Origin of the sequence: Paraglaciecola sp. 25GB23A, from assembly GCF_040012495.1 — a bacterium.
In the GTDB taxonomy this organism is placed as follows: Bacteria; Pseudomonadota; Gammaproteobacteria; order Enterobacterales; family Alteromonadaceae; genus Paraglaciecola.
Genome location: NZ_JBDYKM010000004.1, coordinates 188,666 through 210,258, shown reverse-complemented (window position 1 = coordinate 210,258; position 21,593 = coordinate 188,666). Strand labels below are relative to the sequence as shown.

The window sequence follows — 21,593 nt, the reverse complement described above, 5'->3', positions numbered from 1 at the left end:
CAGTATTTGTTCAAATTTAAGGTGAATTTAAAAATTCTATTTTGAAAATGACTAATGCAAGCGTAAGGCTTTACATTCAATATTAGTTTGAGAAAAGTATGATCCCTAAAACCATTGTTCAGTTTTGGAACAATAAAAAGCTGCCGGATGATATTGCCCAATTGCAGAGCACTTGGCTGCATCATAATCCTTCCTTTGCGGTCGAAGTGTACGACAGTGAGCAAGCAAACTCATTAATATTAAAAGAGTTTGGACAAGATGTTCTAGATTTGTATAGAGTGGCTGCATTACCCGCTATGCAGTCTGATATATTCCGTCTTGCTTACTGCCTTGCAAAAGGCGGTATTTATGTTGATATGGCCACGAGGTGTAAAAATAAAATAGATGAATTACTCGCTGAACCAGATTCTCTGACAGTAATGAGAAAATGGCATGGAGGAATTTGGAATGGATTTATTGCTTGTGCTGCCGGCAATCCTGTTTTAACCCAGATTTGGAAAAATGTATTAGACAACCTTAAATCTCGGCGGTTTGATGATGTTTGGAAAGCAACCGGCCCATATAATTTCAATCAAGTTATCGATTCAGAAACATATAAAAATCACGTCTGTGTCATTCCTCAAACAAAAATTAATCCTTATTTTGATTTGGTCAACGATCTAGAGCACAAAAAGCAGGCGCATTGGTCAGAGATGCAAAAACAAACTAGTATTTATTTGTCAATTTAAGAGACGTTTTGATGCAAAAAGTAGTAGTTACAGACGCACTATTGAAATTTTTTAATGATAATCGCGTATATTTTTCGACAATAGGTGCTGACAAAGTAGCAGGTCGGTTTCGCGATGGTGAATCGTTATTATTTTTAGAAGATCTTAAAATTGAGCCTTATGCATGTTACATAAATGGTAGTTTTTTATTCAATATGGGCGCTTTTAGCTTCTCAAGAAGCCCACTACCATTAAATACTAAAGTTGGTCGTTATTGTTCTATCGGGGCAAGAGTTAGTGTGATGGGCCCTGATCACCCCAAATCTAGATTTACATCTGCTTCGGTGACCTACGACACTAATTTTGTTATTTGCCAACAATACTTTAATGATAATCCCCAATACAGGGTGCAGCAAGTACCCAATAACGAAGCGAAAAATGGCCTTGGTGTTGTTATAGGTCATGATGTGTGGATAGGTGAAGATGTAACCTTGGCAAGAGGAGTAACAATTGGTCATGGGGCTATTTTGGCCGCTAAAGCCACCGTCACAAAAGATGTACCACCTTATGCCATTGTCGGAGGTACCCCGGCAAAAGTAATTAAATATCGCTTCACTGAACAACAAATTGAGCAATTATTAACTCTTTCCTGGTGGAACTTTGAGTTAGCAGAATTAATACACGATCAACGATGTGATATGCCGATTGACAATTTTATCGACACGGCGAAACAAGCGATTCAAAATGCACAGGTTTCCCCATTTTTACTAAATGTATTGAGTTTGAAATCTATATTACAAGCGGCTGAACAAAAATGAAAGTGGCAATAGTTGGAAACTGTCAAGCTAGACCATTGGCGCGTTATTTGTCTTTACTCAAGCCTGAAATAGAAATTGTTGCGACACCAATCGTGCACTTGTTAAAAGAACATGAGCGTGATGATTGTCTTAGGTCACTAGAACAGGCTGACTTTATTATTAGCCAAAATATTGCCGACAGTTATCCCTGTTCTTTTATTCGTACATCGTTATTAAAACAGCAATTTGGTGCCAAAGTTAATACCATCCTTAATTTGTATTTTTCAGGCTACACGCCTGACTTACTTTATATCCGCCATCCCACTGTCGGCACATTAAGAGGTCCGTTAGGCGAATATCACAGCAAAACAATATTAGATGGTTGGTTATTGGGTATAGACCCAAAGCAAGTGGTAAATTGGCTTAGTGACCCATTTTATAATCAACAAGAATATGCTGAACAACAGTCTATTTCTTTAGCTGAACTAAAAGACCGCGAACTTAGTGTAGATATTAAAATCACAGATTTTATACAACATAATTTGCTTAAACAAAGGTTGTTTTTTACGTTTAATCACCCCTGTGCATTAGTATTAACCGAATATGCCCAGCGCATTTTAGAATATAAAATTGGTGACAGAGGCGACCCCACAAAGTGTCTGAAATTGCCTGAACAACTCGACCAAATAATTCCTAAATTAGCGATGCCCGTGGCAGAATTAAATGGTAATAGTGATAAACACAAGGGGCAAGCAGTGACAAATGTCGTAGGTCCTGACGTTAGTATCTCAGAAGCTAAGTACTACACTGACATCGAGTTAGTTGAGTGTTTTTATCATATCTATGCAAAAAATGATCAATTTATTAGGGAAAAATATGATACCTAGGATTATTGTACAATATTGGAATTCTGAAATTATTCCAGCAGATGTTAAACCATTAATATCAAGTTGGTCAAAATTCAATCCGGAATTCAAGCACATTGTTTTTACTGAAGAGCAAGCAGCGAGTTTTATTAAAGTAAAATTTGGCCCTGAAGCGCAAGAGCTGTTTTTAAGCGCGGCATTGCCAGCCATGCAATCAGATATATTTCGTGTAGCATTTTGCTTGGGCAATGGGGGCTTCTACATTGATGTAGCAACACAATGTTTAGGTTCAATATTAAGTATATTGCCTAGCGATAACAAATTAGCGCTAATGCGGAAATGGCATGGTGGCATTTGGAATGGCATGATTGCCTGTAAGCCAAACCATCCAGCTTTAGAGGCTATTTGGAATAAAATACTGCACAATTTGCGTAGCCAAAGTAGTGGTGATGTATGGGAGGTGACCGGCCCGTTGTCTTTCAATCAGATTAATAACGACAAGATTTATGCACCTAATATAGCAGTGATAGACCAAAAAGATATCAAGAGCTTTAAGTTGATTGGTGAACTTGAGTATCGAAAAGAACATTGGTCTGAAGTGCAAAAAAATCAGTCTATTTTTAAATAATTCTCCTAATTTTCAGGTATGCATTCATGAGTAAAACAATAGTTGTTGGCCCCGATAAACTCACCTTAGGCCATTTTTGTGGTCAGAATTTTGAAGAGGCAAACGTTAAATTTGGTGCATTAGCTGAGAATTTAGGATGGGCTGACGAGCAAAATGAACAAATACAGGTAGAGCAACTTATTTGTCATCCACAAGGAAGCGTCAAGATCGTTTTTGTGAATATTCACAACGATGCAACTACCGTCGACACAGTTCAGTTACTGTTACCATCTTTAGCGTGTTATTCGGCCTTGCATTTAAACAACAAAACGGTAAGTGACGTTGAGGTAAAACAGCTTTTTGCTCAGTGGACCCGTTACTTTCAGGCAATTCAACAGCTATTGTTAACTTATCCAGAACTGTTTTCAGCGGTAAATGTAGCCTTTGTAGGTAAGTCAGTTCTTTTATCAACTATTCAATCGCTGCTTATGTCTGATGACAAAATGGCGCAGATACATCTCGAATGGTCCACGTTTGTGAGTAACGCCGACAGCAGTAAATACTCACTGGCGCAGAGTATTGCTGGCTTAGTAAATGTACTGGCCGAAAAAACGTCACTTGAAACTAAGGTGGGGCAGCAGCAAAAAAATATTGCAGCAATCACTGCAACTGCAGCCGAGCATGATCAAGCGCAACAAAATACGATTAGCAGCCTTGAACAACAAATTAAACAATATGAAGTACGCACTACTCAATTAAATAGTCAAGTTTCAGAACTTTCAGAAAACCAAACAAAACGTGAAAGTGAATTTAAGAGAGTCGAGTTGCTGAAAGAAGCATCTGAGCAAAAGCTAATTGAACAAAGCCAGGAATCTGAATTACTCAATTTACAGGTAGCACAACTGCAAGAAGAATTAGAATCACAACATAAGCAAGTTCAACATATGCAACAACTCAAGATGGAAGAGATTGATACATTAAACACACAAGCTGCGCAGCAAGTTGAAGAACTTGAAGCTGAATTAATGCAACAGCGAGACGCGCTTAAACAGTCTCAACACAATCTTGCTGAATTTGCACTTAGGCTTGAAACCGCAGAACAAGGTTTATTGCAAAAGGACAGCTTGCTAAGTGAGGTTGAACAAAAAAGCGATATACAGAGTTTACAAATTACGCAATTGCAAGAAGAGTTAGAAACACAATTTATCGCCTTACAAAAATCACAATTACTTGCCAATACAAGTGCCACCGAGTTGAAAAAAGCTCAACACGAATCCAAAAAAATCGCTGAAGATGGGCAAAGTACTCTCAATAACCAACAAGCAGAAATCGAATTGCTCACCCTGCAAATTGCGCAGTTGCAAGAAGAGCTAGAATATTATTTTATTGAATTTAATAAACTAGCGAGTAGCAATGAAATCGCTGTTGAACAGGAACTAACAAGTTATAAGCAAATAGTACAGCAACGCTATCCCTACTTAGTTGAAGCTAAAAATATGAGTATTACCGGTGGCTTTGATCAGTCTCCTAATCACCGTTTAATTGTAAAATTACACGAGGTGCAAAATTTTGAACAAAGCTGGTCAGCGTTTAGCTTTGTGATCAATGACCGCAACGGCGTTGTTGATATTGAATTTCATGAACCCAGCAGTAGCCGAGTTTACCCCTTGTCGACTTTTATAAAAACCGGTACTAATAAAGTATGTGATTACAGCATAATAAGTCCCTATAGCGCTATTGGACTTAGTACCTATATGCAATTACCGCTTAACGAGCAAGGTTTACTTAGGGCGATTTTATCCGAGGTTTTATTTTTTCTTAAAACTGAAAATATAAGTAAAATGAATGCCAATAATGAAATTGAACTATCACTATGGGTTGCTAAGATCACTAATCTTATACAAGATCTGCAAAAGCCAGCATTATTACTAGCAGAGAAAGCCCCTGAGATAGAAACTGTAAAAAGTGCTAGCCAAACATCAACGAGCGTGAAAGCAGAAACGAAAGAACTTTCTCCATCGGAAGAGCCACTTGTATTTGAAAAAGTAATTGCAAAAGAAACCAGTGAGAAAATTATCACCGCTCCCAAGCAAGTTGAGAACGATCCCAGCTCATCGCTGCGCAAAGTAACCTTACTACAAAATATGGTGGCAAGCAGTAACGAGCATTTAACCCTGCAGTTAGATAAGCTAAAAATTGATAAAATGGTGTTTCCATCATATCAACTAAAGGTGGGCGCAAAACAGATTAAAACTGACTCCTTTACCTTGTTTGGTAGTTTAGAATTTAGAGAGCAAAAAAATCAACAAGCCGCTTTGCCTAACTGGCAATTAGATGAGCAAGACAAATGGGGTCCTAAACTTGTATTAGATTTTGGACCTGAGCTGACAATACAGCAGAAGAATAAATTAGATAATTTAACCCCAGATAATCGGCTTTTTGTCATGAAGTTGCTTAGTTTAATTGCAAAAAACTTGCACAAAGTAGATTTGAACGAACGAGCGCTAAATCAACCCTTAGCAAATTGGCACCAACTGATAATGACTATGATAAGTGTATTAAACGAAAAGCCACTTGACCTTGGCACAGAGGTAAATTATGAGTGAAACCTTAAAACTTGCTGCGGGTTTAGCTTATAAATTTGATACCGTACTCATTGCGGGTGGCGGTGATGGCCGCTCATTATCTTACTTAGAAAAAATTGATAGCAAGCAGTTTATATTACTCGAACCCGATCCCAAAGCCTTCACAAAACTAGAACGGCAAGTAAAATTATTGGGATTAAAAAACGTTTATTTAAAGCAGCAAGCCCTTATTGAACAAGACGCACCAGCAGTAAAATTTTACTCGGCAAGCGCGAGTGAATTTAGTGCAGTATTACCTCCACAGCTCATTAAAAAACTGCGACCAGGCTTAATTTTTGAGCAAATAGAAGTTGCCGCTACTACATTATCCCAGTTGGTTGAAGAACATAATATTGATGCCAGTAAAGCGAACTTGTTAATCATTGATATTAATGGGCTAGAATTATCATCACTAACAGATGAAGCTATGCAGCAGTTTTCATGTTTAATTATTAGGGCGAGCGAAAAAGCGCTATATGAAAACGTTGAAAAAGTTTCAACACTTTGGAAATACTATCAACAACACAGTATTCCATTTTTAAGCATACAAGAAGCGACACCGCCTTATTCGCACTTAATTACGGTACGCCAAGCAAATTGGGCAGAATCAACAAATCAACTGATTACCCAACAACAATTAACCAACGAATTACAAATTCAGCAGCAAGAGTTGCAAAATAAACTCGTGCATACTCAACAACAGGTAGTTGTTCTTGAAAAATCACACAATGAAGCTGAAAAAAACAACAATGAAATAAACGAACAGCATAAAAATCAGCTAGATAAAATCACTATTGAAAATGATCAACTCTTAGAAAACTTGACGCAAAGCCAAGCCACGAACGCTCAGTTAGAGCAGCAGTTGACTGAATTTAAAAACAAACAAAGCGAACTAGTTGAAGGGCATAAGCATAAAGACGGGCAAATTGCTGAACTGACGCAACAGCGTGACCAGCAAAAGCTAAGGCATGATGAGAGTCATAAACGTGCAGAGGCACTCAAAGCCCAGAACGAAGAGCTCAGTGCATCAAGCTCACATAAACAGACTGAGAATGAGCACTTGGTAGCTCAAGTTGCTGATTTGCAGAATAAACAGCACGAACTGGCTGAAACCCAAAAAAATAAAGATGCCAAAATAGCCGAACTGATCCAACAGCGTGATCAGCAAGCCAAGGGCCATCAAGAAACTAAGCAACGGGCTGAGGCACTGAAAGTCGAGAACGAAAAGCTCAGTGCTGATGCGACGCAGAAGCAAACTACGATTGAACAGATGGTAGCTCAAGTTGCTGCTTTGCAGTCTAAACAGGAAGAACTAGCTGAAACCCAAAAACACAAAGATGCCAAAATAGCCGAACTGATCCAACAGCGTGATCAGCAAGCCAATGGCCATCAAGAAACTAAGCAATGGGCTGAGGCACTTAAAGTTGATAACGAAAAGCTCAGTGCTGATGCGACGCAGAAGCAAACTACGATTGAACAAATAGCAGCCCAAGTTACCGCTTTGCAGAATAAACAAAACGAGTTAGTTGACGGCCACAAGAATAAAGATGCGCAAATAGCTGAGCTGACAAAACAGTATGACCTGCAAAAGCAAGGGCATGAAGAGAGTCGAGAGCTGATAGCGACACTCACACTTCGGAACGAAAAACTCGATATTGATAGTTCAGAGTTACAAACTAAAAATGAGCAACTGACAATACAAGTGAGTGAATTACAAACTAAACAGAACGAATTAGTTGACGGCCACAAGAATAAAGACGCGCAAATAGCGGAACTGACAAAACAGCATGACCTGCAAAAGCAAGGACATGAAGAGAGTCGAGAGCTGATAGCGACACTCTCTCTTCAGAACGAAAAACTCGATATTGATAGTTCAGAGTTACAAACTAAACAGAACGAATTAGTTGAAAGCCATAGAAATAAAGATGCGCAAATCGCAGAAGTAACTAAACAATGTGAGCAGCAGACCCATTGGCATCAAGAAAATAAAAAGTGGGCAGAAAGTCTCAACAAACAATGCGAAGAACTAAAAACTTATAGCGCTGAACGCCAAAGAAGCGCTGATTTGGCATTAAAACTTCAAACTAAAGCGCAGATAGATCTCGACAATTTGCGCGAAAAATATCAGATTAAACATAACAATGAACAGCAATTAGTTGATTTGGTCGGTGAGCTGCGAACAAAGCTGCAACAAGCTGCTGAGTATTATTACCAGTTACAAGAAAGTCACCCTGAGCTCAGTGAAGTAACACAAAATCAGGCTGATATAGAAAATGTTGAAGCCCTTAATGTAGCCGAGCCAATGCAGAGTGCGCCAACAATTGCTAAAGCTAAGCGTATTAAACCGTCTAAGAAAAAGAGTCGTGGTAAGTGATGAAGACTACGCTTCAATCTCTTCAAGAGTCACTATCACGAGCAGTTGATATGATTGATAAAAGTCAGATAATAAGTGAAGATTCGATTCAACAACGATCTGTTAAACTTTCGAAAAATACTCTTGATTTTACCAACGCAAGCTCTTTGTTAGATAAATGCGAGCAAGTCATTAACAGTTACCAAAGTGCTAAGCCTATAATGCGAGTTATACACCATTTTGCCTGCAGCGGTGGTACATTATTTACCAAGTGCTTATCAAGTATGGCCAATACCTTCATACTTAGTGAAGTGCATCCTCATTTTTATCAGCACTTACAAACTGATATGGCAACATTCTTACCCTCCGATATTGCAACCCTTGCTATGCAAGCTGGTGTTCCCGATCCAAATAAATTAGCAAGGAAAATTTTCCATCAGTCAGTAAAGTCAGCACATGAACATGTCGACCAGCGAGGTGGGATTTTGGTCCTACGTGATCATAGCCATTCCGATTTTTGTGTTGGGGCAGAATATAGACAGAAAACCCTGATTACAGAATTATTAAAGGATGATTTCAATGTTATTTCGGTTGCGACTGTGCGTAATCCCATAGATGCTTATTCTTCATTGCTTGCGAACGATTGGGTGCATTTCAGTCCACAAACTTTCGATGCTTATTGCGAACGGTTAAGTCAATTTTTAGTACAATTCAAAAAGGAAAATATTATTTATTATGAAGATTTTGTTGATTGCCCCCCCCAAATAATGGAAAAAATGTGCTCGATTCTGAATATTGAATACGACGAGTCGTTTTTAGACTTATATGATCAGTTTAAAGTCTCAGGTGATAGTGGTCGAAAGACCAGTGACATTTCCAAACGAGGAAGACGGGAAGTCTCAGCTGAATTGAAAAATGAAATTGAAGATTCAGAGTATTTCAGATTGATATGCAACGATTATGAATTTCAAGGTACGGTTTAGAATTGAATTTTTTGAATCAACGAGCGTTTTATATAGATTTTTTGAAATTCATATTGATTGGTGCACAATATATTGAATAATGAGGTGCAGTGCTTCAGAACCCATTGGAATGGATGATCTCGAAAGCTATATTAGAATGTTTATAGTTATATTGTTGCGGTTGTGGTTGAATTAGCCTGTTACTTTAAAAAGAATAAAATTCAAAACTTACCAATCATTACTTGAAATATTAGGTGGTTTTTTGGACAAAAATCAGTTTCTTACTGCTTTGTGTAAATATTAACCAAATACACTTTGATGTAAATTTTTTATGGATCAGATGAAGAATAAGTGAAATTAAACATGAACAAAAAAATTGTAGTTGATATGGCGGTTTTAGCTCAGGGAGTCAAAACTGGCGTTTATAGAGTGGCACATGAGTTAGTTAACTTTTTGATTCACAATGAACATTATGACGTGGTTTTTACGTTATCTATAGAGAAGGAATTTTTACGGCAACATAATGTTAATTTAAGAGACGGATTAGAGCGGTATGTAGAAGAAACCGGCTTTGCAGCTCCATTTGTAACTATTGAGTTTGATCCTGCATTTGTTAATGCGGATTACTACTTAACTCCTTTTTTTAGTGTTCCAGAAAATTGGGCGAATGAGCAAAGAGTTACAAAGTTATTGATTGCCTATGATCTAATCCCGATTATAAGTCCTGAATACTGTGAAAAAGGTATAGTTGATTTGGTGAGTGAATTTTACCACCATATCCAAAATGATTGGCAGGTATTTGCAATTTCAGAATGCACAAAACAAGACCTACTCAAGTTCAGGCCTGAATTGAATGCCGAAAACATAACTGTGTTGTATTTAGGGGCAGATGATAATTATAAGCCCAATATATTATTAGCAGTACAAAAAGCCGTGCGAGCAAAATATTACATACCTGAAGGTAAAAGTTATTTCTTAAGTGTTGCAACATTAGAAATAAGAAAAAATCTGGAAACAACCGTTAAGGCGTTTGCTGAATTTGTAAATAAGAATCCAGATAATGAGGCACTTCTGGTGCTTACAGGCATGAATGGTTGGAAGTTAGATAAGCTGAAAGCTGAGTTAAACAAATGGCCTAAAATTATTGAACGTGTGATTTTTACTGGCTTTGTAGACGAACTTGATTTACCCGCATTATACTCTGGTGCAGAAGCGTTTATCTATTTGTCATATTATGAAGGTTTTGGTTTGCCGCCACTCGAGGCAATGTCGTGCGGTATCCCTGTTATCTCTAGCAATTCATCATCATTGCCTGAAGTTATCGGAGACGCAGGAATATTAGTTGCCGCAACTGATTTTCTTGGTGCTTCGTTGGCTTTTAACTCAATTATTAACTCTAAAGATATGAGAGATAAGTTATCAGCTAAATCTATAGAGAGAGCGAAGTTATTTTCTTGGCAAAAATTTGGTCAAGAATTTATAAAGCAGTTAGACAAAACATATAAACAGGTGACTCCGTACTTAAGTATTATTACAATTTGTTATAATGAAGAACAAATAAAAGATACTTGCGAATCGATCCTAAAACAATCTTTTCAATACTTTGAGTGGATCGTTGTTGACGGAGGTTCTAACGATGCAACGTTGGCAATATTAGAAAAATATAAGCATCGAATGAACGTTTTTATATCTGAAAAAGATAATGGCCGTTATGATGCTATGAATAAAGGAATTAAAAAGAGTTCCGGAAAATATTTACTTTTTCTAAATGGTGGTGACTGCTTATATCAACCTGATACTATTAAGAATATTTTTTCTTTTTCAGTTCCTTTTGGTAAACATAATATTTTTAATAATCCTTTTTTTGAAGACATACTATATGGTGAAGTAGTAACACAAGAAACAGGATTAATGCCATACCCGGCATGGAAAACTGGCGCACAATCTCATGACCTAAGTTTCTTCGTTGGAAGTAGTTTGCCTCATCAAGCAACATTTATTAAAAAGGCGCTGTTTGATCAATTTGGACTGTACGATTTGTCATATCAGTATGCGGGGGATTATGAATGGTTTATGCGAGTCTTGTTGAAAGAAGGAGCAAAATCTCAGTATCTTCCGGCCATTATATCTACATATAATTTCGACGGTGCTAGTAGCCAGAGCCCTGCAGCCGATGCTCCACACATATTAGAGATTAAAAGAGCGTACGATACTTATAATCAGCCTGTGATCGGTTCGACTTTAGCAAAGCAGCCACAAACAAACACACAACACAACAATATTGAACTATGTGTTACAGGCGCAACGAGTCATTCTTTGCTATCAAATATAGACGGTGTCAAAAAGTATGCTGACCTTGACTACTTTGGTTCGCTTTTAAGTAAATCTTCAAAGTATTTGACCCTGCACGATATTACGGTCATTGGCAGTTATGTAGAGATACTGTTTCATTCGAGATTTTCTAAAAAGCACCTGATAGCTATAGACTTTCTAAAAAGTACGAGTGTTGCTGCCGGCGCCTTATATACATATATTCACAGGCTAAGTGACATAATTATGAATCAAAAATATGTTATCGATTCTGTCCCTTACATGCGAGTTGCATTTAATATTCGCGGGTACCTTAAAAAACTTCAGCGAAATCATTTAGATATGGCTTTTGACTGCCAAAATGATTTTGATGATAAATATGAACTTCTTATTAAAGAATCATACATATATCTATTAGGTAGGAAAGCAACTCATGAAGAAATAAATAATTGGAAAAACACCTTGTCTGAACATATTGTAACATCGACAAGTTTCTTTAGTGCTGTCAATAATAGTGAGGAAGCGCGTAAGTATATAGATACATCCAATCAACTTTCTCTAGAAAAAGGACACCCCATACTCTCGCCATATAGTATGTTACAAAAAGCGCTGCGGAATCATGCGCTTAATAATAAATATTCTAATAAGATTAGCGTGGTGAACTAAATGATAAAATTACTTGTAGACGGAGTTTTCTTTCAACTAAATAGTACTGGTATCGCCAGAGTATGGGCGACTATTCTTGGAAGTATTGCCAGATCAGATGAAATTAAGGTTTATTTCTTGGACAGAGGTAATGCCCCTGAAATTGCAGAAATTACATATATTCCTTTTATGAAATATGCTGAATTGCAATGTGCTAAAGATTCGATAGAAATCCAAAAGATCTGTGACTCATACGAGATAGATGTTTTTACTTCAAGCTATTATACGACACCTCTTTCAACGCCGATGTTAATGATGGTATACGATATGATACCAGAATTACTTAACTACGATTTAACTCCGAGGCCTTGGTTGGAAAAGGATGTTACTATTAATTACGCATTGCGATACTTATGTATTTCTGAAAACACTAGGTATGATTTATTAGCTTTATACCCGGAAATACCCGAGAATCATGTGGCCATGGCCTATTGTGGCGTTGATAGGCAGTCCTTTTATCCTAGAAGTAAAAAAGAAATTGAACGTTTTAAAAAAGAAAACGGAATTTCAAAAGATTATTATGTGTTTGTAGGTTCAAGAGGTGAGCCCGGTAATTATAAAAATAGTCATCTGTTTTTTGATGCGTTGGAATCTTTGTCGCCAGACTTTGATGTGGTTTTTGTAGGTGGTGAACAACACGTTAGTGAAGCAGTAATATCGAAACTCCCAGCAGGCGTAAATTATATTCAATTAAGGCTGACTGATGAAGAGCTATCCATGGCTTACACTGGTGCTATAGCATTAGTGTATCCATCGCTATATGAAGGTTTTGGTATGCCAGTTGTCGAAGCGATGGCATCAGGTTGCCCAGTCATTACAACAAATCACGGCTCATTGGCGGAAGCTGCAGGAAATGCTGCATTAACGTTGAAAGGCACCTGTGTTCAAGAAATGGTTGATGCTTTAAAGCATATACGCGATCCAGAAACTCAACGACAATTGCGAAAAGTAGGGCTGGAGCATATTGAAATATTTAATTGGGAGCATATGGCTGAAGTGTTTATTGCGGAAACCAAGATACTTTTTCAGCAATCTTCAGGCGAAGATACAAGTAATTTTTTACAAGGCTGGAAACAGTTGAGGTTGCTTCAAGCAGAAGTAGATGAGCCAAAATAAGAGGTTGATAGAATGAAAGCGCTAATTTGTGGTGTTAATGGACAAGATGGAAGCTATTTAGCGCAATTCTTACTAAAAAAAGGTTATGAAGTATGGGGTACATCCCGTGATGTACAAGCAAGTAGCCTAAATAATCTTGAACGCTTAGCTATCAAAGACTCGGTAAAGTTAGTGTCAATGGCACCTGGCGACTTTAGAAGTGTTTTTAGTGCGATGGATAAAAGTGATCCCGATGAAGTGTATTACCTTTCAGGTCAGAGTTCAGTTGGTTTATCTTTTGAACAGCCTGCTGAAACATTAGAAAGTATTGTATCTGGTACTTTAAACGTACTTGAAGTGTTGCGCTTAAGACATCGTAATACTCGACTTTATCATGCAGGCTCCAGTGAATGTTTTGGTGACACCGATGGATTGCCAGCGGACGAATTAACCCCTTTTAAACCTCGCAGTCCTTATGCTGTCGCCAAGGCTTCAGCGCACTGGTTGGTGGCAAATTACCGAGAGTCATATGCATTACATGCCAGCACAGGTATCTTATTTAATCACGAGTCACCCTTGCGACCAAAGCGCTTTGTTACGCAAAAAATCATTGATAGCGCAAAGAAGATTGCCAGTGGTGAATTGGATAAATTAGTTTTAGGTCGACTTGATATTCAACGAGATTGGGGGTGGGCACCAGAATATATAGATGCTATGTGGCGTATGTTGCAGTTAGAAACGCCTGAAGATCTTGTTATAGCGACTGGACAAACCCATAGTCTTGAGGAGTTTGTTGCAGAAGCGTTTGCTATTAATGGCTTAAATTGGGAAGATCATGTAGAAATTTCCCAAGAGTTCTATCGCCCTACAGACATTTTATATAGTGGTGGAAATCCAGCGAAAGCAAAGCAGCTATTAAACTGGAACGCAAAAATAAAAATGGCTGACGTTGTGCGTTTAATGAGTGAATAGTTCACTACCAATATCTACTAGAGATTAAATTTTACTGAAAGAAATAATTAAAAAAATGAATGTATAATTTAAATGTGGCAGATTTATTTTTTGTAATTAATTTGGCCGTGAGGCTTGAAAAAAGATTAGCTTATAGGATTTTATTATGAATGTTGTATGGATTAGCTCTTACCCTAAGTCAGGAAATACATGGGTAAATCATGTGTTGCAAACAGCTAAGGACTCTGGATACCCTCAAGGAGAAATGGATGTATATAATGTAATGAGTTCCGATAAGCTCCCATCAATTTGTCCTATTATAAATAAAGAAATTTCACAAGAACCAACTATTGTCCTAAAAACACATGCACCGTATGCTGATTCTATGCACAAAACACTCAATCTCAATACAGTTGCTTTTATCCATGTGATAAGAAATCCATTGGATGTTTTGCTTTCATACATTAACTTTTCACGCATCGATTATAGATTGTGGGGAAACAGGGAAGCATGCGCAACAAGATTTTTTATTGATTTTATGGGCTTTGATCAGATAGTACCATACGAAGAATGGTTGGATACAAAACTAGAAGATATACCGCAGTTTAATTTAGACCATGCACTTGAAAAATTTAGTGCGGGAAACGGCAAAATACCAAATGTCGATAATATGAGTGGTACTTGGTTTGAGCACTCTGAATCTTACTATAATGTCAGAGATAAGATACCTAACATCGTTTTGAAGTATGAAGATATGTTGGAAGATTCTAATACATTTATACAATTAAAAGATATTTTTCAGATTGATACTCAAACCATTATTAATGCTGTTAATAGCATTAATGAGAGGAATGTTGGGCTTAGTAAAAAAGGTGAAGGTGATACGGGTATTTTTTATAATAAAATGTCGTCATTCTATTATGTGAATTACTTTTCTAAAGAGACCATATCCAACTTTATCGCAGACCACCAAGCGAGACTAACTAGATTAGGGTATGGCAATCTACCTACATCGTAGCTTTTTTAAAAAGATAGATTTGGGCTTTTTTAATGTTGATTTATGTGAAGTATAAATATTCTGAAAATAAGCGATAATTACTGGGATGATCGGTCAATATGGTTCTTATTTAGCCTAATTATTATTAGAAAAATAATATGAGGTGCATGGCCGGCGTTGAGGATATTTATGAAAGCATCCATGTTAAAAACGCGCACTTATAAGTGTAAGTGTGTAATTACCCCTAGATACCAATATTAAGCGAGCTTCAGCATAATTATCTCAGTAAATTAACATGAGATAATTATGGTTATCCAACAAAAAACCAAACACTGGAAAGCTGTTTTTGAGCGGCAGCGATCTGCTGGTTTTATTAATTATTCATAAAAGAGGAGTATAAATTGAAATTAGTAATAGTGGGTAATTGTCAAATAACATATATAGGTGAAAGATTGAGGCAAGGACTCCAACAAAATTCAGAAATTTATATTCCCAAGCCCATTCATCTTATCAGTGACGAAGATATTATTGAATTGCACCAAAAAGTTACAGAGTGTGATTGTTTAGCAATTCAACCAATTGGCGACAGTTATCGAGGAACTGTTGGGTTAGGTACCAATTTCTTAAAAAATATTTTGCGAAATGATGCGCAATCTATAGTCATACCTAACTTATATTTTGGCGGTCTATTCCCTACATTTGGTTATCTGAGTGATAAAAATAACAATAGAATCCTAGCCCGTGACAAATTGTGGGAGGGACAAAAGCCTCCGTTTTCTGATTATCACGATTATTTAATGTTGATTTCTGCCAATAAAGGTTTTAGCTCCAGTGAATTCATAAACCTAGTCAATAGTAGTTTGCCAATTAAATTTATCGGAAAACTTTTCGACAAAAGTTACGATGAATTAGAGAAAAGGGATCGCGTTTGCGATGTTAAAGCAACAGACTTATTAAGTTCAGCTGACTTCTCACCAAGCAATTTCAGTTCTTTTAACCATCCTTCCAATGCATTAATGGATAGGGTTGCTATTGCTGTTTTGGAACTTGCCGGAACACCTAGAGCTGTTTTTAAGGATAATACGGTTGAAGAGTTTGCACACCCCAAATTACCTGTATATCCTTTTTTATTTGAAAGTGCTCATGAGTTTGTTATCGAAGAGACTATTAAAAAATATGATTTTTACAGCAATTTTTATCAATCACAGGGATTTAAGGAAAGAATCGCAGGAGTTAAACTATCAAACGAATACCAACTAGCACAAGAAATTATCGAGGCAGCTAATGTATAATAAAATGGTTTTTCATCACATTCCTAAAACAGCTGGCAGTTCGTTGAGGCGGATTTTCTTTGAAGAGTTATTTGAGTTAAAACAATCTTATTGGCATTACTCGACTCCCATTAAGTTAGAAATCGAAGTATTCGATTTTGTTTCGCTAGTGAACCTTAGTAATTTGAAAGGTTTGGCTCAAAATGATGCTGCTAAGGTGCGGGAGAAGCTTAAAAATGAAATTTCAAAAAAAGAATTCATTGGTGGTCATTTTACCTATCCTAATTATGTCGATTTGTTACAAGGTTTGGACCAGGAAGACTTTTCACTTCACGTAGCAGTGATCAGGGATCCTTTTGAGAGACTGATTTCTTATTGGGAGTTTTGTCAACGTAAAAATGAACACCCTTATAAGTTTGATGGAAGCTTTGAGGAAGCGCTGCAATCCAAGCATCGTTTTTTTACAAATTGTACCTGGGAACAGAATTGTTATATTTCTGGGAAACGCAGTTTTAACGAATCCTTACATGTTTTAATGAACAAAAATTTCCTAGTCATAGAGTTAGATAAATTGAGTTCTCTTAGTACTAAAATTAGACAACTGTTTAAAGACAACTCTAATATTAAGCTCAAACCAGCCACAAACGAACAATCTGATGTTGTTACAAATCAACAATCTAATATTGCGAAAAATGAAAACGTAAACCCAAATAAGTCCTACTTAAAAGAATACGAAAAATTCAGGCCTCTCCTGACAGATTTGCTTGAAGAAGATCAAAAGCTATTCGATTTTTTGCGCGAAAATGATGGCATTTTTTGCAATAAAAAATAAAATAAAATAAAATAAAATAAAATAAAATAAAATAAAAGAAAAGTAAGGTGTCAGTCCGACCAACCCCACCTTGATGGGCTAGGCTGAATTTAACAAGCTTGGGTTTTCAACTTTGAGGAAACCCATTATGGTCAGACGAACAACTCAAAAATGTCAAAGTTTCATGGATGCTCACTATCTGAGTTGCATCCCAAAGGTAACTCAGACCTGATTTCGAAATGTTTTCTGGGCTAGTTCATACAGACTCAAATCATACTTATTTTTTGCGCGTATGATACTGATCGCTTCCGACATGAGCGCTGGTTTTTCATCAGAATTAACCTTTCTCTGATTGAGTCTTACTTCGTTGGCTTCCCATCCCAAACGGTTTGAAAATAAGCTCAAGCTATCAGCCATCTCCTCTTGTAGACCGAACAACGTGTTATTGAGGAGGTTGTTTTTTGCGCATAGGAACATATCGTCATCACAGGCTGTAATTTTTTTTGGGTTTCTAGTACTAAATTCGAACAAGGGCCAGTAATAGGGGTTATAACAACGCCAGCCATAATTCGACAGAAATCTGGTTTGCATATTATCGAGTATTACCTCAAATTTATTTGAGCGAGCGAATTCTATGAGAGATAAACCTGAAACACCAGGATGAGCTGTGCTTTTAAGGTGGTAGAAGTGGCTTACAACTCGGTCAACAGGATCTCGTAACATTGTTATATATTGAAAATCGGATTGCCCAAGATACTCATGCATTGAAAAGCCAAAGTGACCCAACACAATTGTCTGACCATCAATCGGCGACTCGGCTTGTAGCTGATTGAATTGCTTTATCTGTTCAGAAATGCCCTGTCCACTCTGGTCATGTGCGACATGCAAAGTTAGGCTTCGCTCGCAGTTCTTCATTCCTATAGCGCGTAAGCTACTACCTGCGGTCTTAGGGATGTGTGCGAACAGTATTATTTTTTTCGTCATTTTTCTTCCTGAGATGGAATTTACGTAAGGATAAAAGTTGAAAGCGCTCTCGCCAAGTCTCGCACATTTATTCAGTCGCGCCAAAAAAATGCAGCTGCCAGAATCCGTGATGCTTATTATTCTAAAATTGTGAGTATAGGTAAAGTAGCATGCGGAGTACAGGTAAAGTATAACCAAAATACAACGTCATTTTTCATCGAGTACGGTGAGGCTCACGCCTCATCCCTCTCACATAAAAGTACTTACGGGCCTCGTATACGGCTCATGTATTCTTTACGAATGACGGGGTCAGGTCTTGTAGTATGCGTATCGACTTTTTTAACCTAGGTGACAGTTTTAATATGTATTTGGAATTTATTGGTTTTTATAAATCAAGTGAAAATAGAAGATTCAGCTACCAATTTCAAGTTGTTGATAAGCACCAAGCAATCTGTAACGCCTAACGCTCTGGTGGTTCTGCGCAAAAAAACGGTGATTATTTTGGCTTACATTATTCGCAAATAAGTCGCATTGTTGTAAATTACAAGTATTGCCCCTGTAGCACTCATTAAAAACAGTGACAGATATAGTCAATGATTCAATAATTGCTATTATCATGTCTTAAGTACAAGACATTTGCTGGTCAATTTGGAATAATGTTGTTATTTAGTGGGTCCAATAGCTTTGAATTAAGGGTGTTGAAACTCAATCATAGGCACTACTCGGCTATAACCGTGCACAAGTGCTAACAAGAATTCAATATTGCAGGGTCTTCCTGGGTAATCGAGTAGTAAAAGGAATATAGTTTAATGAAAAAAGCATTAATAACTGGGGTAACCGGACAGGACGGCTCTTATTTAGCCGAGTTTTTATTAGAAAAGGGATATGAGGTACACGGTATTAAGCGTCGTGCTTCGTTGTTCAATACTCAGCGTGTTGACCATATTTATGAAGACCCTCATGTGCAAAATGCGCATTTTAAATTGCACTACGGTGACTTAACTGACTCGTCTAACCTTATTCGTATCATGCAAGAAGTGCAGCCTGATGAGGTGTATAACCTCGGCGCACAGTCGCACGTTGCTGTGTCGTTTGAAGCACCAGAATATACCGCTGACGTTGATGCTATTGGTACTTTACGTTTGTTAGAAGCCATCCGTTTTTTAGGCCTTGAAAAGAAAACTAAGTTTTACCAAGCGTCTACTTCCGAGCTATATGGTGAAGTACAAGAAATCCCCCAAAAAGAAACCACGCCGTTTCACCCGCGCTCGCCTTATGCTGTGGCCAAAATGTATGCGTATTGGATAGCAGTGAACTACCGCGAATCTTACGGTATTTATGCATGTAATGGCATACTTTTTAACCATGAGTCACCACGCCGCGGCGAAACCTTTGTTACCCGCAAAATCACTCGTGGTTTAGCCAATATCGCCCAAGGTTTAGAAGAGTGTTTATATTTAGGTAATATGGATGCTTTACGTGACTGGGGCCATGCTAAAGACTACGTTCGTATGCAATGGATGATGTTGCAACAAGATACACCAGAAGATTTTGTTATCGCCACAGGCAAACAAATATCAGTACGTGAATTTGTGCGTATGTCAGCCGCTTATGCCGGTATTACCCTGGAATTTAATGGTGAAGGCTTAAATGAAGTGGCCACTGTTACCGCAATTAGTGGCACCGACGCCCCTGGCGTTAAAGTGGGTGATGTGCTGGTTAAAGTTGACCCGCGTTACTTCCGCCCTGCAGAAGTAGAAACCTTGTTGGGCGACCCTACGAAGGCTAAAGAAAAACTCGGCTGGGTACCTGAAATCACCGTTGAAGAAATGTGTGCTGAAATGGTCGAACATGATTTAAGTAAAGCCAAGCAGCACGCGTTGTTGAAACAGCACGGTTATGCAATAGCTGTTTCGAAAGAATAGTAGTTATGATGGTGATGGAAAGTAGTACTTACAGTCACGTTAGAGAGCATTATTTTGCTAGATAATTATGTAGAAAAAACTCTAGTATTATCACTTTTTGATGATGAAATGAGAAGAGCTCATATCAAGGAGCACTTTGAACAAAATGGCATAAAAAACTATCATTTTGTTGATGCAATCCCTCATGGCTCTCCTCTAGTTACTGCAACATACAAAAAGGGAGTCGTTAAGAGTTTTCCATCATGTTTCAGATGTGGTAAGTCTGCATGTCAGTGTGGGAACAATATTATTATTCCCCATCAAGTAGCAAATTGGTTGTCTTTTAAACGGATTTGGGAAATAGTTGCCGAAGCAACTGGCCCGGTATTGGTGTGTGAAGATGATGTGTTTTTTTATAGTGGCGGCCTCAAGAAATTAGAGCTTTTATTGGATGATTTGCTGTTAGATAAATTACATTTACCTCTATTAATTCGCTTAGGACATTCTGGATTATCTACAGGCATAAACTTAGAAAATGATGCAAATTTAGAGTTAGGAATCAATGTGGTTATGAGTAATGTCGCTCATATAATGACACCTATATTTGCTCAACTGTTACTCGAAAAATTTGAACGTATTGAAACAACTTCTGATATTTGGATTCATAGTTGGATTGCAAATAAACCAGGTGTTCTGGCTTATACAGTTGCCCCGTTAATTGCTACTGACCTCTCTTTTAACAAAGAATTTGCTCGATTTAGATCTCGCATCCATCCAAAAGGCATTGATGCTGAAGATATAATAAGTGCAGAAAATCATACAAAACGAGTTGATTCTGAGCAAGCATATAAAGAATATTTAGCGAGTGTGTTGGGCAGTGATCAGGCAGCGAATAATGCTATTATTAATTCTAAATCTAGGGATTTTGCAAAATATATTATTGACGATGATATAAAAACAAAAGTAGATGATGACAAAGCGTTTAGATTGCCAGAATTGTATCCCTTATTGAAAAACTATTTTTTACCAAACCATAGTGATATTTTTTGTGCACAAGAGGGTGAAGACGCTCTTGTGCGCAGAATTTTAAAATGGCATTACCATAAACTTGGTTTTTATGTTGATGTGGGGGCACACGATCCAATACGTTTTTCTAATACCTACCACTACTATTTGAAGGGATGGAAAGGAATAAATATTGATCCTAAAAAGGGTATGAAAGAGCGTTTTGACAGGATGAGACCGAGAGATAATAATTTGGAAATTGGTATTTCTGATGAGAAATCGTTGCTTACGTATTATCAATTCAAGGAGCCTGCCTTTAACACCTTTGATAAAGCAAGTGTTGTCTATGCCCAAACCCGCACTGAGTTAATAGGCGAATCGAGTATAGAAGTTAAACCACTTACCGCTGTGCTAGATGAATGCATAGAAAATAAACAAGTCATAACGTTCTTTAATATTGACGTAGAGGGTTTAGAAATTAATGTTTTGAAATCGAACGACTGGAGTAAATATCGCCCTTTACTTGTTATAGTTGAGGCTCTCAATGAGCATGCATTATTTGAATTGTGTAACTTTTTAGTTCAAAAAAGTTACACCCGTGTTGCTTCGACAAAAAATAGTTATTTTTTTTGCGAAAACAAATTTTGGGAAGAAGTGAAATAGAG

Annotated in this window: 16 protein-coding genes; 15 read left to right on the top strand and 1 reads right to left on the bottom strand. The window is 37.4% G+C overall.

The features are described 5' to 3' along the window. Positions 1 to 98: 98 nt before the first annotated feature. The 13 genes from ABKW31_RS10100 (at position 99) to ABKW31_RS10040 (ending at position 17,077) form a co-directional block, all read left to right on the top strand. Complete coding sequence (locus ABKW31_RS10100; RefSeq protein ID WP_348616217.1) at positions 99 to 728, top strand: glycosyltransferase; 630 nt, start codon at positions 99 to 101, stop codon at positions 726 to 728. Positions 729 to 739: 11 nt separating this feature from the next. Further along, positions 740 to 1,525: a CatB-related O-acetyltransferase gene (locus ABKW31_RS10095; RefSeq protein ID WP_348616216.1), complete on the top strand. Its 786-nt coding sequence runs from the start codon at positions 740 to 742 to the stop codon at positions 1,523 to 1,525. Next, positions 1,522 to 2,391, top strand: a complete 870-nt coding sequence (locus ABKW31_RS10090; RefSeq protein ID WP_348616215.1) for a WcbI family polysaccharide biosynthesis putative acetyltransferase — start codon at positions 1,522 to 1,524, stop codon at positions 2,389 to 2,391. The genes ABKW31_RS10095 and ABKW31_RS10090 overlap by 4 nt, the downstream gene beginning before the upstream one ends. Continuing rightward, positions 2,381 to 2,998 (top strand): glycosyltransferase, encoded by a 618-nt coding sequence (locus tag ABKW31_RS10085; protein ID WP_348616214.1) that lies wholly within the window; start codon positions 2,381 to 2,383, stop codon positions 2,996 to 2,998. Before ABKW31_RS10090 ends, ABKW31_RS10085 begins: the two co-directional genes overlap by 11 nt. 26 nt (positions 2,999 to 3,024) lie before the next feature. Next, the gene (locus tag ABKW31_RS10080) at positions 3,025 to 5,583 is read left to right on the top strand and encodes a hypothetical protein (RefSeq protein WP_348616213.1); all 2,559 of its coding nucleotides are present in this window, start codon (positions 3,025 to 3,027) and stop codon (positions 5,581 to 5,583) included. Further along, complete coding sequence (locus tag ABKW31_RS10075; RefSeq protein ID WP_348616212.1) at positions 5,576 to 7,975, top strand: FkbM family methyltransferase; 2,400 nt, start codon at positions 5,576 to 5,578, stop codon at positions 7,973 to 7,975. Before ABKW31_RS10080 ends, ABKW31_RS10075 begins: the two co-directional genes overlap by 8 nt. Before the next feature lie 50 nt (positions 7,976 to 8,025). Then, positions 8,026 to 8,937, top strand: coding sequence for a hypothetical protein (locus tag ABKW31_RS10070; RefSeq protein WP_348616211.1), 912 nt, complete (start codon positions 8,026 to 8,028; stop codon positions 8,935 to 8,937). 342 nt (positions 8,938 to 9,279) lie between these two features. Then, on the top strand, positions 9,280 to 11,892 hold the full coding sequence (locus ABKW31_RS10065; RefSeq protein WP_348616210.1) for a glycosyltransferase: 2,613 nt from the start codon (positions 9,280 to 9,282) through the stop codon (positions 11,890 to 11,892). Then, the gene (locus ABKW31_RS10060) at positions 11,893 to 13,047 is read left to right on the top strand and encodes a glycosyltransferase family 1 protein (RefSeq protein WP_348616209.1); all 1,155 of its coding nucleotides are present in this window, start codon (positions 11,893 to 11,895) and stop codon (positions 13,045 to 13,047) included. 12 nt (positions 13,048 to 13,059) lie between these two features. Then, the gene (locus tag ABKW31_RS10055) at positions 13,060 to 13,998 is read left to right on the top strand and encodes a GDP-mannose 4,6-dehydratase (protein WP_348616208.1); all 939 of its coding nucleotides are present in this window, start codon (positions 13,060 to 13,062) and stop codon (positions 13,996 to 13,998) included. Between the two features lie 145 nt (positions 13,999 to 14,143). Further along, positions 14,144 to 14,995: a sulfotransferase domain-containing protein gene (locus ABKW31_RS10050; RefSeq protein WP_348616207.1), complete on the top strand. Its 852-nt coding sequence runs from the start codon at positions 14,144 to 14,146 to the stop codon at positions 14,993 to 14,995. A gap of 380 nt (positions 14,996 to 15,375) precedes the next feature. Continuing rightward, entirely contained in the window at positions 15,376 to 16,266 is an 891-nt protein-coding gene (locus ABKW31_RS10045; protein ID WP_348616206.1) for a WcbI family polysaccharide biosynthesis putative acetyltransferase, read from the top strand. Then, complete coding sequence (locus tag ABKW31_RS10040) at positions 16,259 to 17,077, top strand: sulfotransferase family 2 domain-containing protein (protein ID WP_348616205.1); 819 nt, start codon at positions 16,259 to 16,261, stop codon at positions 17,075 to 17,077. The genes ABKW31_RS10045 and ABKW31_RS10040 overlap by 8 nt, the downstream gene beginning before the upstream one ends. A gap of 201 nt (positions 17,078 to 17,278) precedes the next feature. Here ABKW31_RS10040 and ABKW31_RS10035 read toward each other — a convergent pair whose 3' ends face one another. Then, positions 17,279 to 18,040 carry a sulfotransferase family 2 domain-containing protein gene (locus tag ABKW31_RS10035; RefSeq protein ID WP_348616204.1) on the bottom strand — a complete coding sequence of 254 codons (762 nt, stop codon included), beginning with the start codon at positions 18,038 to 18,040 and terminating at the stop codon, positions 17,279 to 17,281. A 788-nt stretch (positions 18,041 to 18,828) separates the two neighbouring features. Here ABKW31_RS10035 and gmd point away from each other — a divergent pair. Together gmd and ABKW31_RS10025 are read left to right on the top strand one after the other, a co-directional pair. Continuing rightward, positions 18,829 to 19,944: a GDP-mannose 4,6-dehydratase gene (gene gmd, locus ABKW31_RS10030; protein WP_348616203.1), complete on the top strand. Its 1,116-nt coding sequence runs from the start codon at positions 18,829 to 18,831 to the stop codon at positions 19,942 to 19,944. A 54-nt stretch (positions 19,945 to 19,998) separates the two neighbouring features. Then, positions 19,999 to 21,591 carry an FkbM family methyltransferase gene (locus ABKW31_RS10025; protein ID WP_348616202.1) on the top strand — a complete coding sequence of 531 codons (1,593 nt, stop codon included), beginning with the start codon at positions 19,999 to 20,001 and terminating at the stop codon, positions 21,589 to 21,591. The last annotated feature ends 2 nt before the right edge of the window (positions 21,592 to 21,593 follow it).

Coding starts and splice junctions, on each gene's coding strand:
- ABKW31_RS10100 (WP_348616217.1), top strand. CDS start 99: ATGATCCCTAAAACCATTGTTCAGTTTTGGAACAATAAAAAGCTGCCG.
- ABKW31_RS10095 (WP_348616216.1), top strand. CDS start 740: ATGCAAAAAGTAGTAGTTACAGACGCACTATTGAAATTTTTTAATGAT.
- ABKW31_RS10090 (WP_348616215.1), top strand. CDS start 1,522: ATGAAAGTGGCAATAGTTGGAAACTGTCAAGCTAGACCATTGGCGCGT.
- ABKW31_RS10085 (WP_348616214.1), top strand. CDS start 2,381: ATGATACCTAGGATTATTGTACAATATTGGAATTCTGAAATTATTCCA.
- ABKW31_RS10080 (WP_348616213.1), top strand. CDS start 3,025: ATGAGTAAAACAATAGTTGTTGGCCCCGATAAACTCACCTTAGGCCAT.
- ABKW31_RS10075 (WP_348616212.1), top strand. CDS start 5,576: ATGAGTGAAACCTTAAAACTTGCTGCGGGTTTAGCTTATAAATTTGAT.
- ABKW31_RS10070 (WP_348616211.1), top strand. CDS start 8,026: ATGATTGATAAAAGTCAGATAATAAGTGAAGATTCGATTCAACAACGA.
- ABKW31_RS10065 (WP_348616210.1), top strand. CDS start 9,280: ATGAACAAAAAAATTGTAGTTGATATGGCGGTTTTAGCTCAGGGAGTC.
- ABKW31_RS10060 (WP_348616209.1), top strand. CDS start 11,893: ATGATAAAATTACTTGTAGACGGAGTTTTCTTTCAACTAAATAGTACT.
- ABKW31_RS10055 (WP_348616208.1), top strand. CDS start 13,060: ATGAAAGCGCTAATTTGTGGTGTTAATGGACAAGATGGAAGCTATTTA.
- ABKW31_RS10050 (WP_348616207.1), top strand. CDS start 14,144: ATGAATGTTGTATGGATTAGCTCTTACCCTAAGTCAGGAAATACATGG.
- ABKW31_RS10040 (WP_348616205.1), top strand. CDS start 16,259: ATGTATAATAAAATGGTTTTTCATCACATTCCTAAAACAGCTGGCAGT.
- ABKW31_RS10035 (WP_348616204.1), bottom strand. CDS start 18,040: ATGACGAAAAAAATAATACTGTTCGCACACATCCCTAAGACCGCAGGT.
- gmd (WP_348616203.1), top strand. CDS start 18,829: ATGAAAAAAGCATTAATAACTGGGGTAACCGGACAGGACGGCTCTTAT.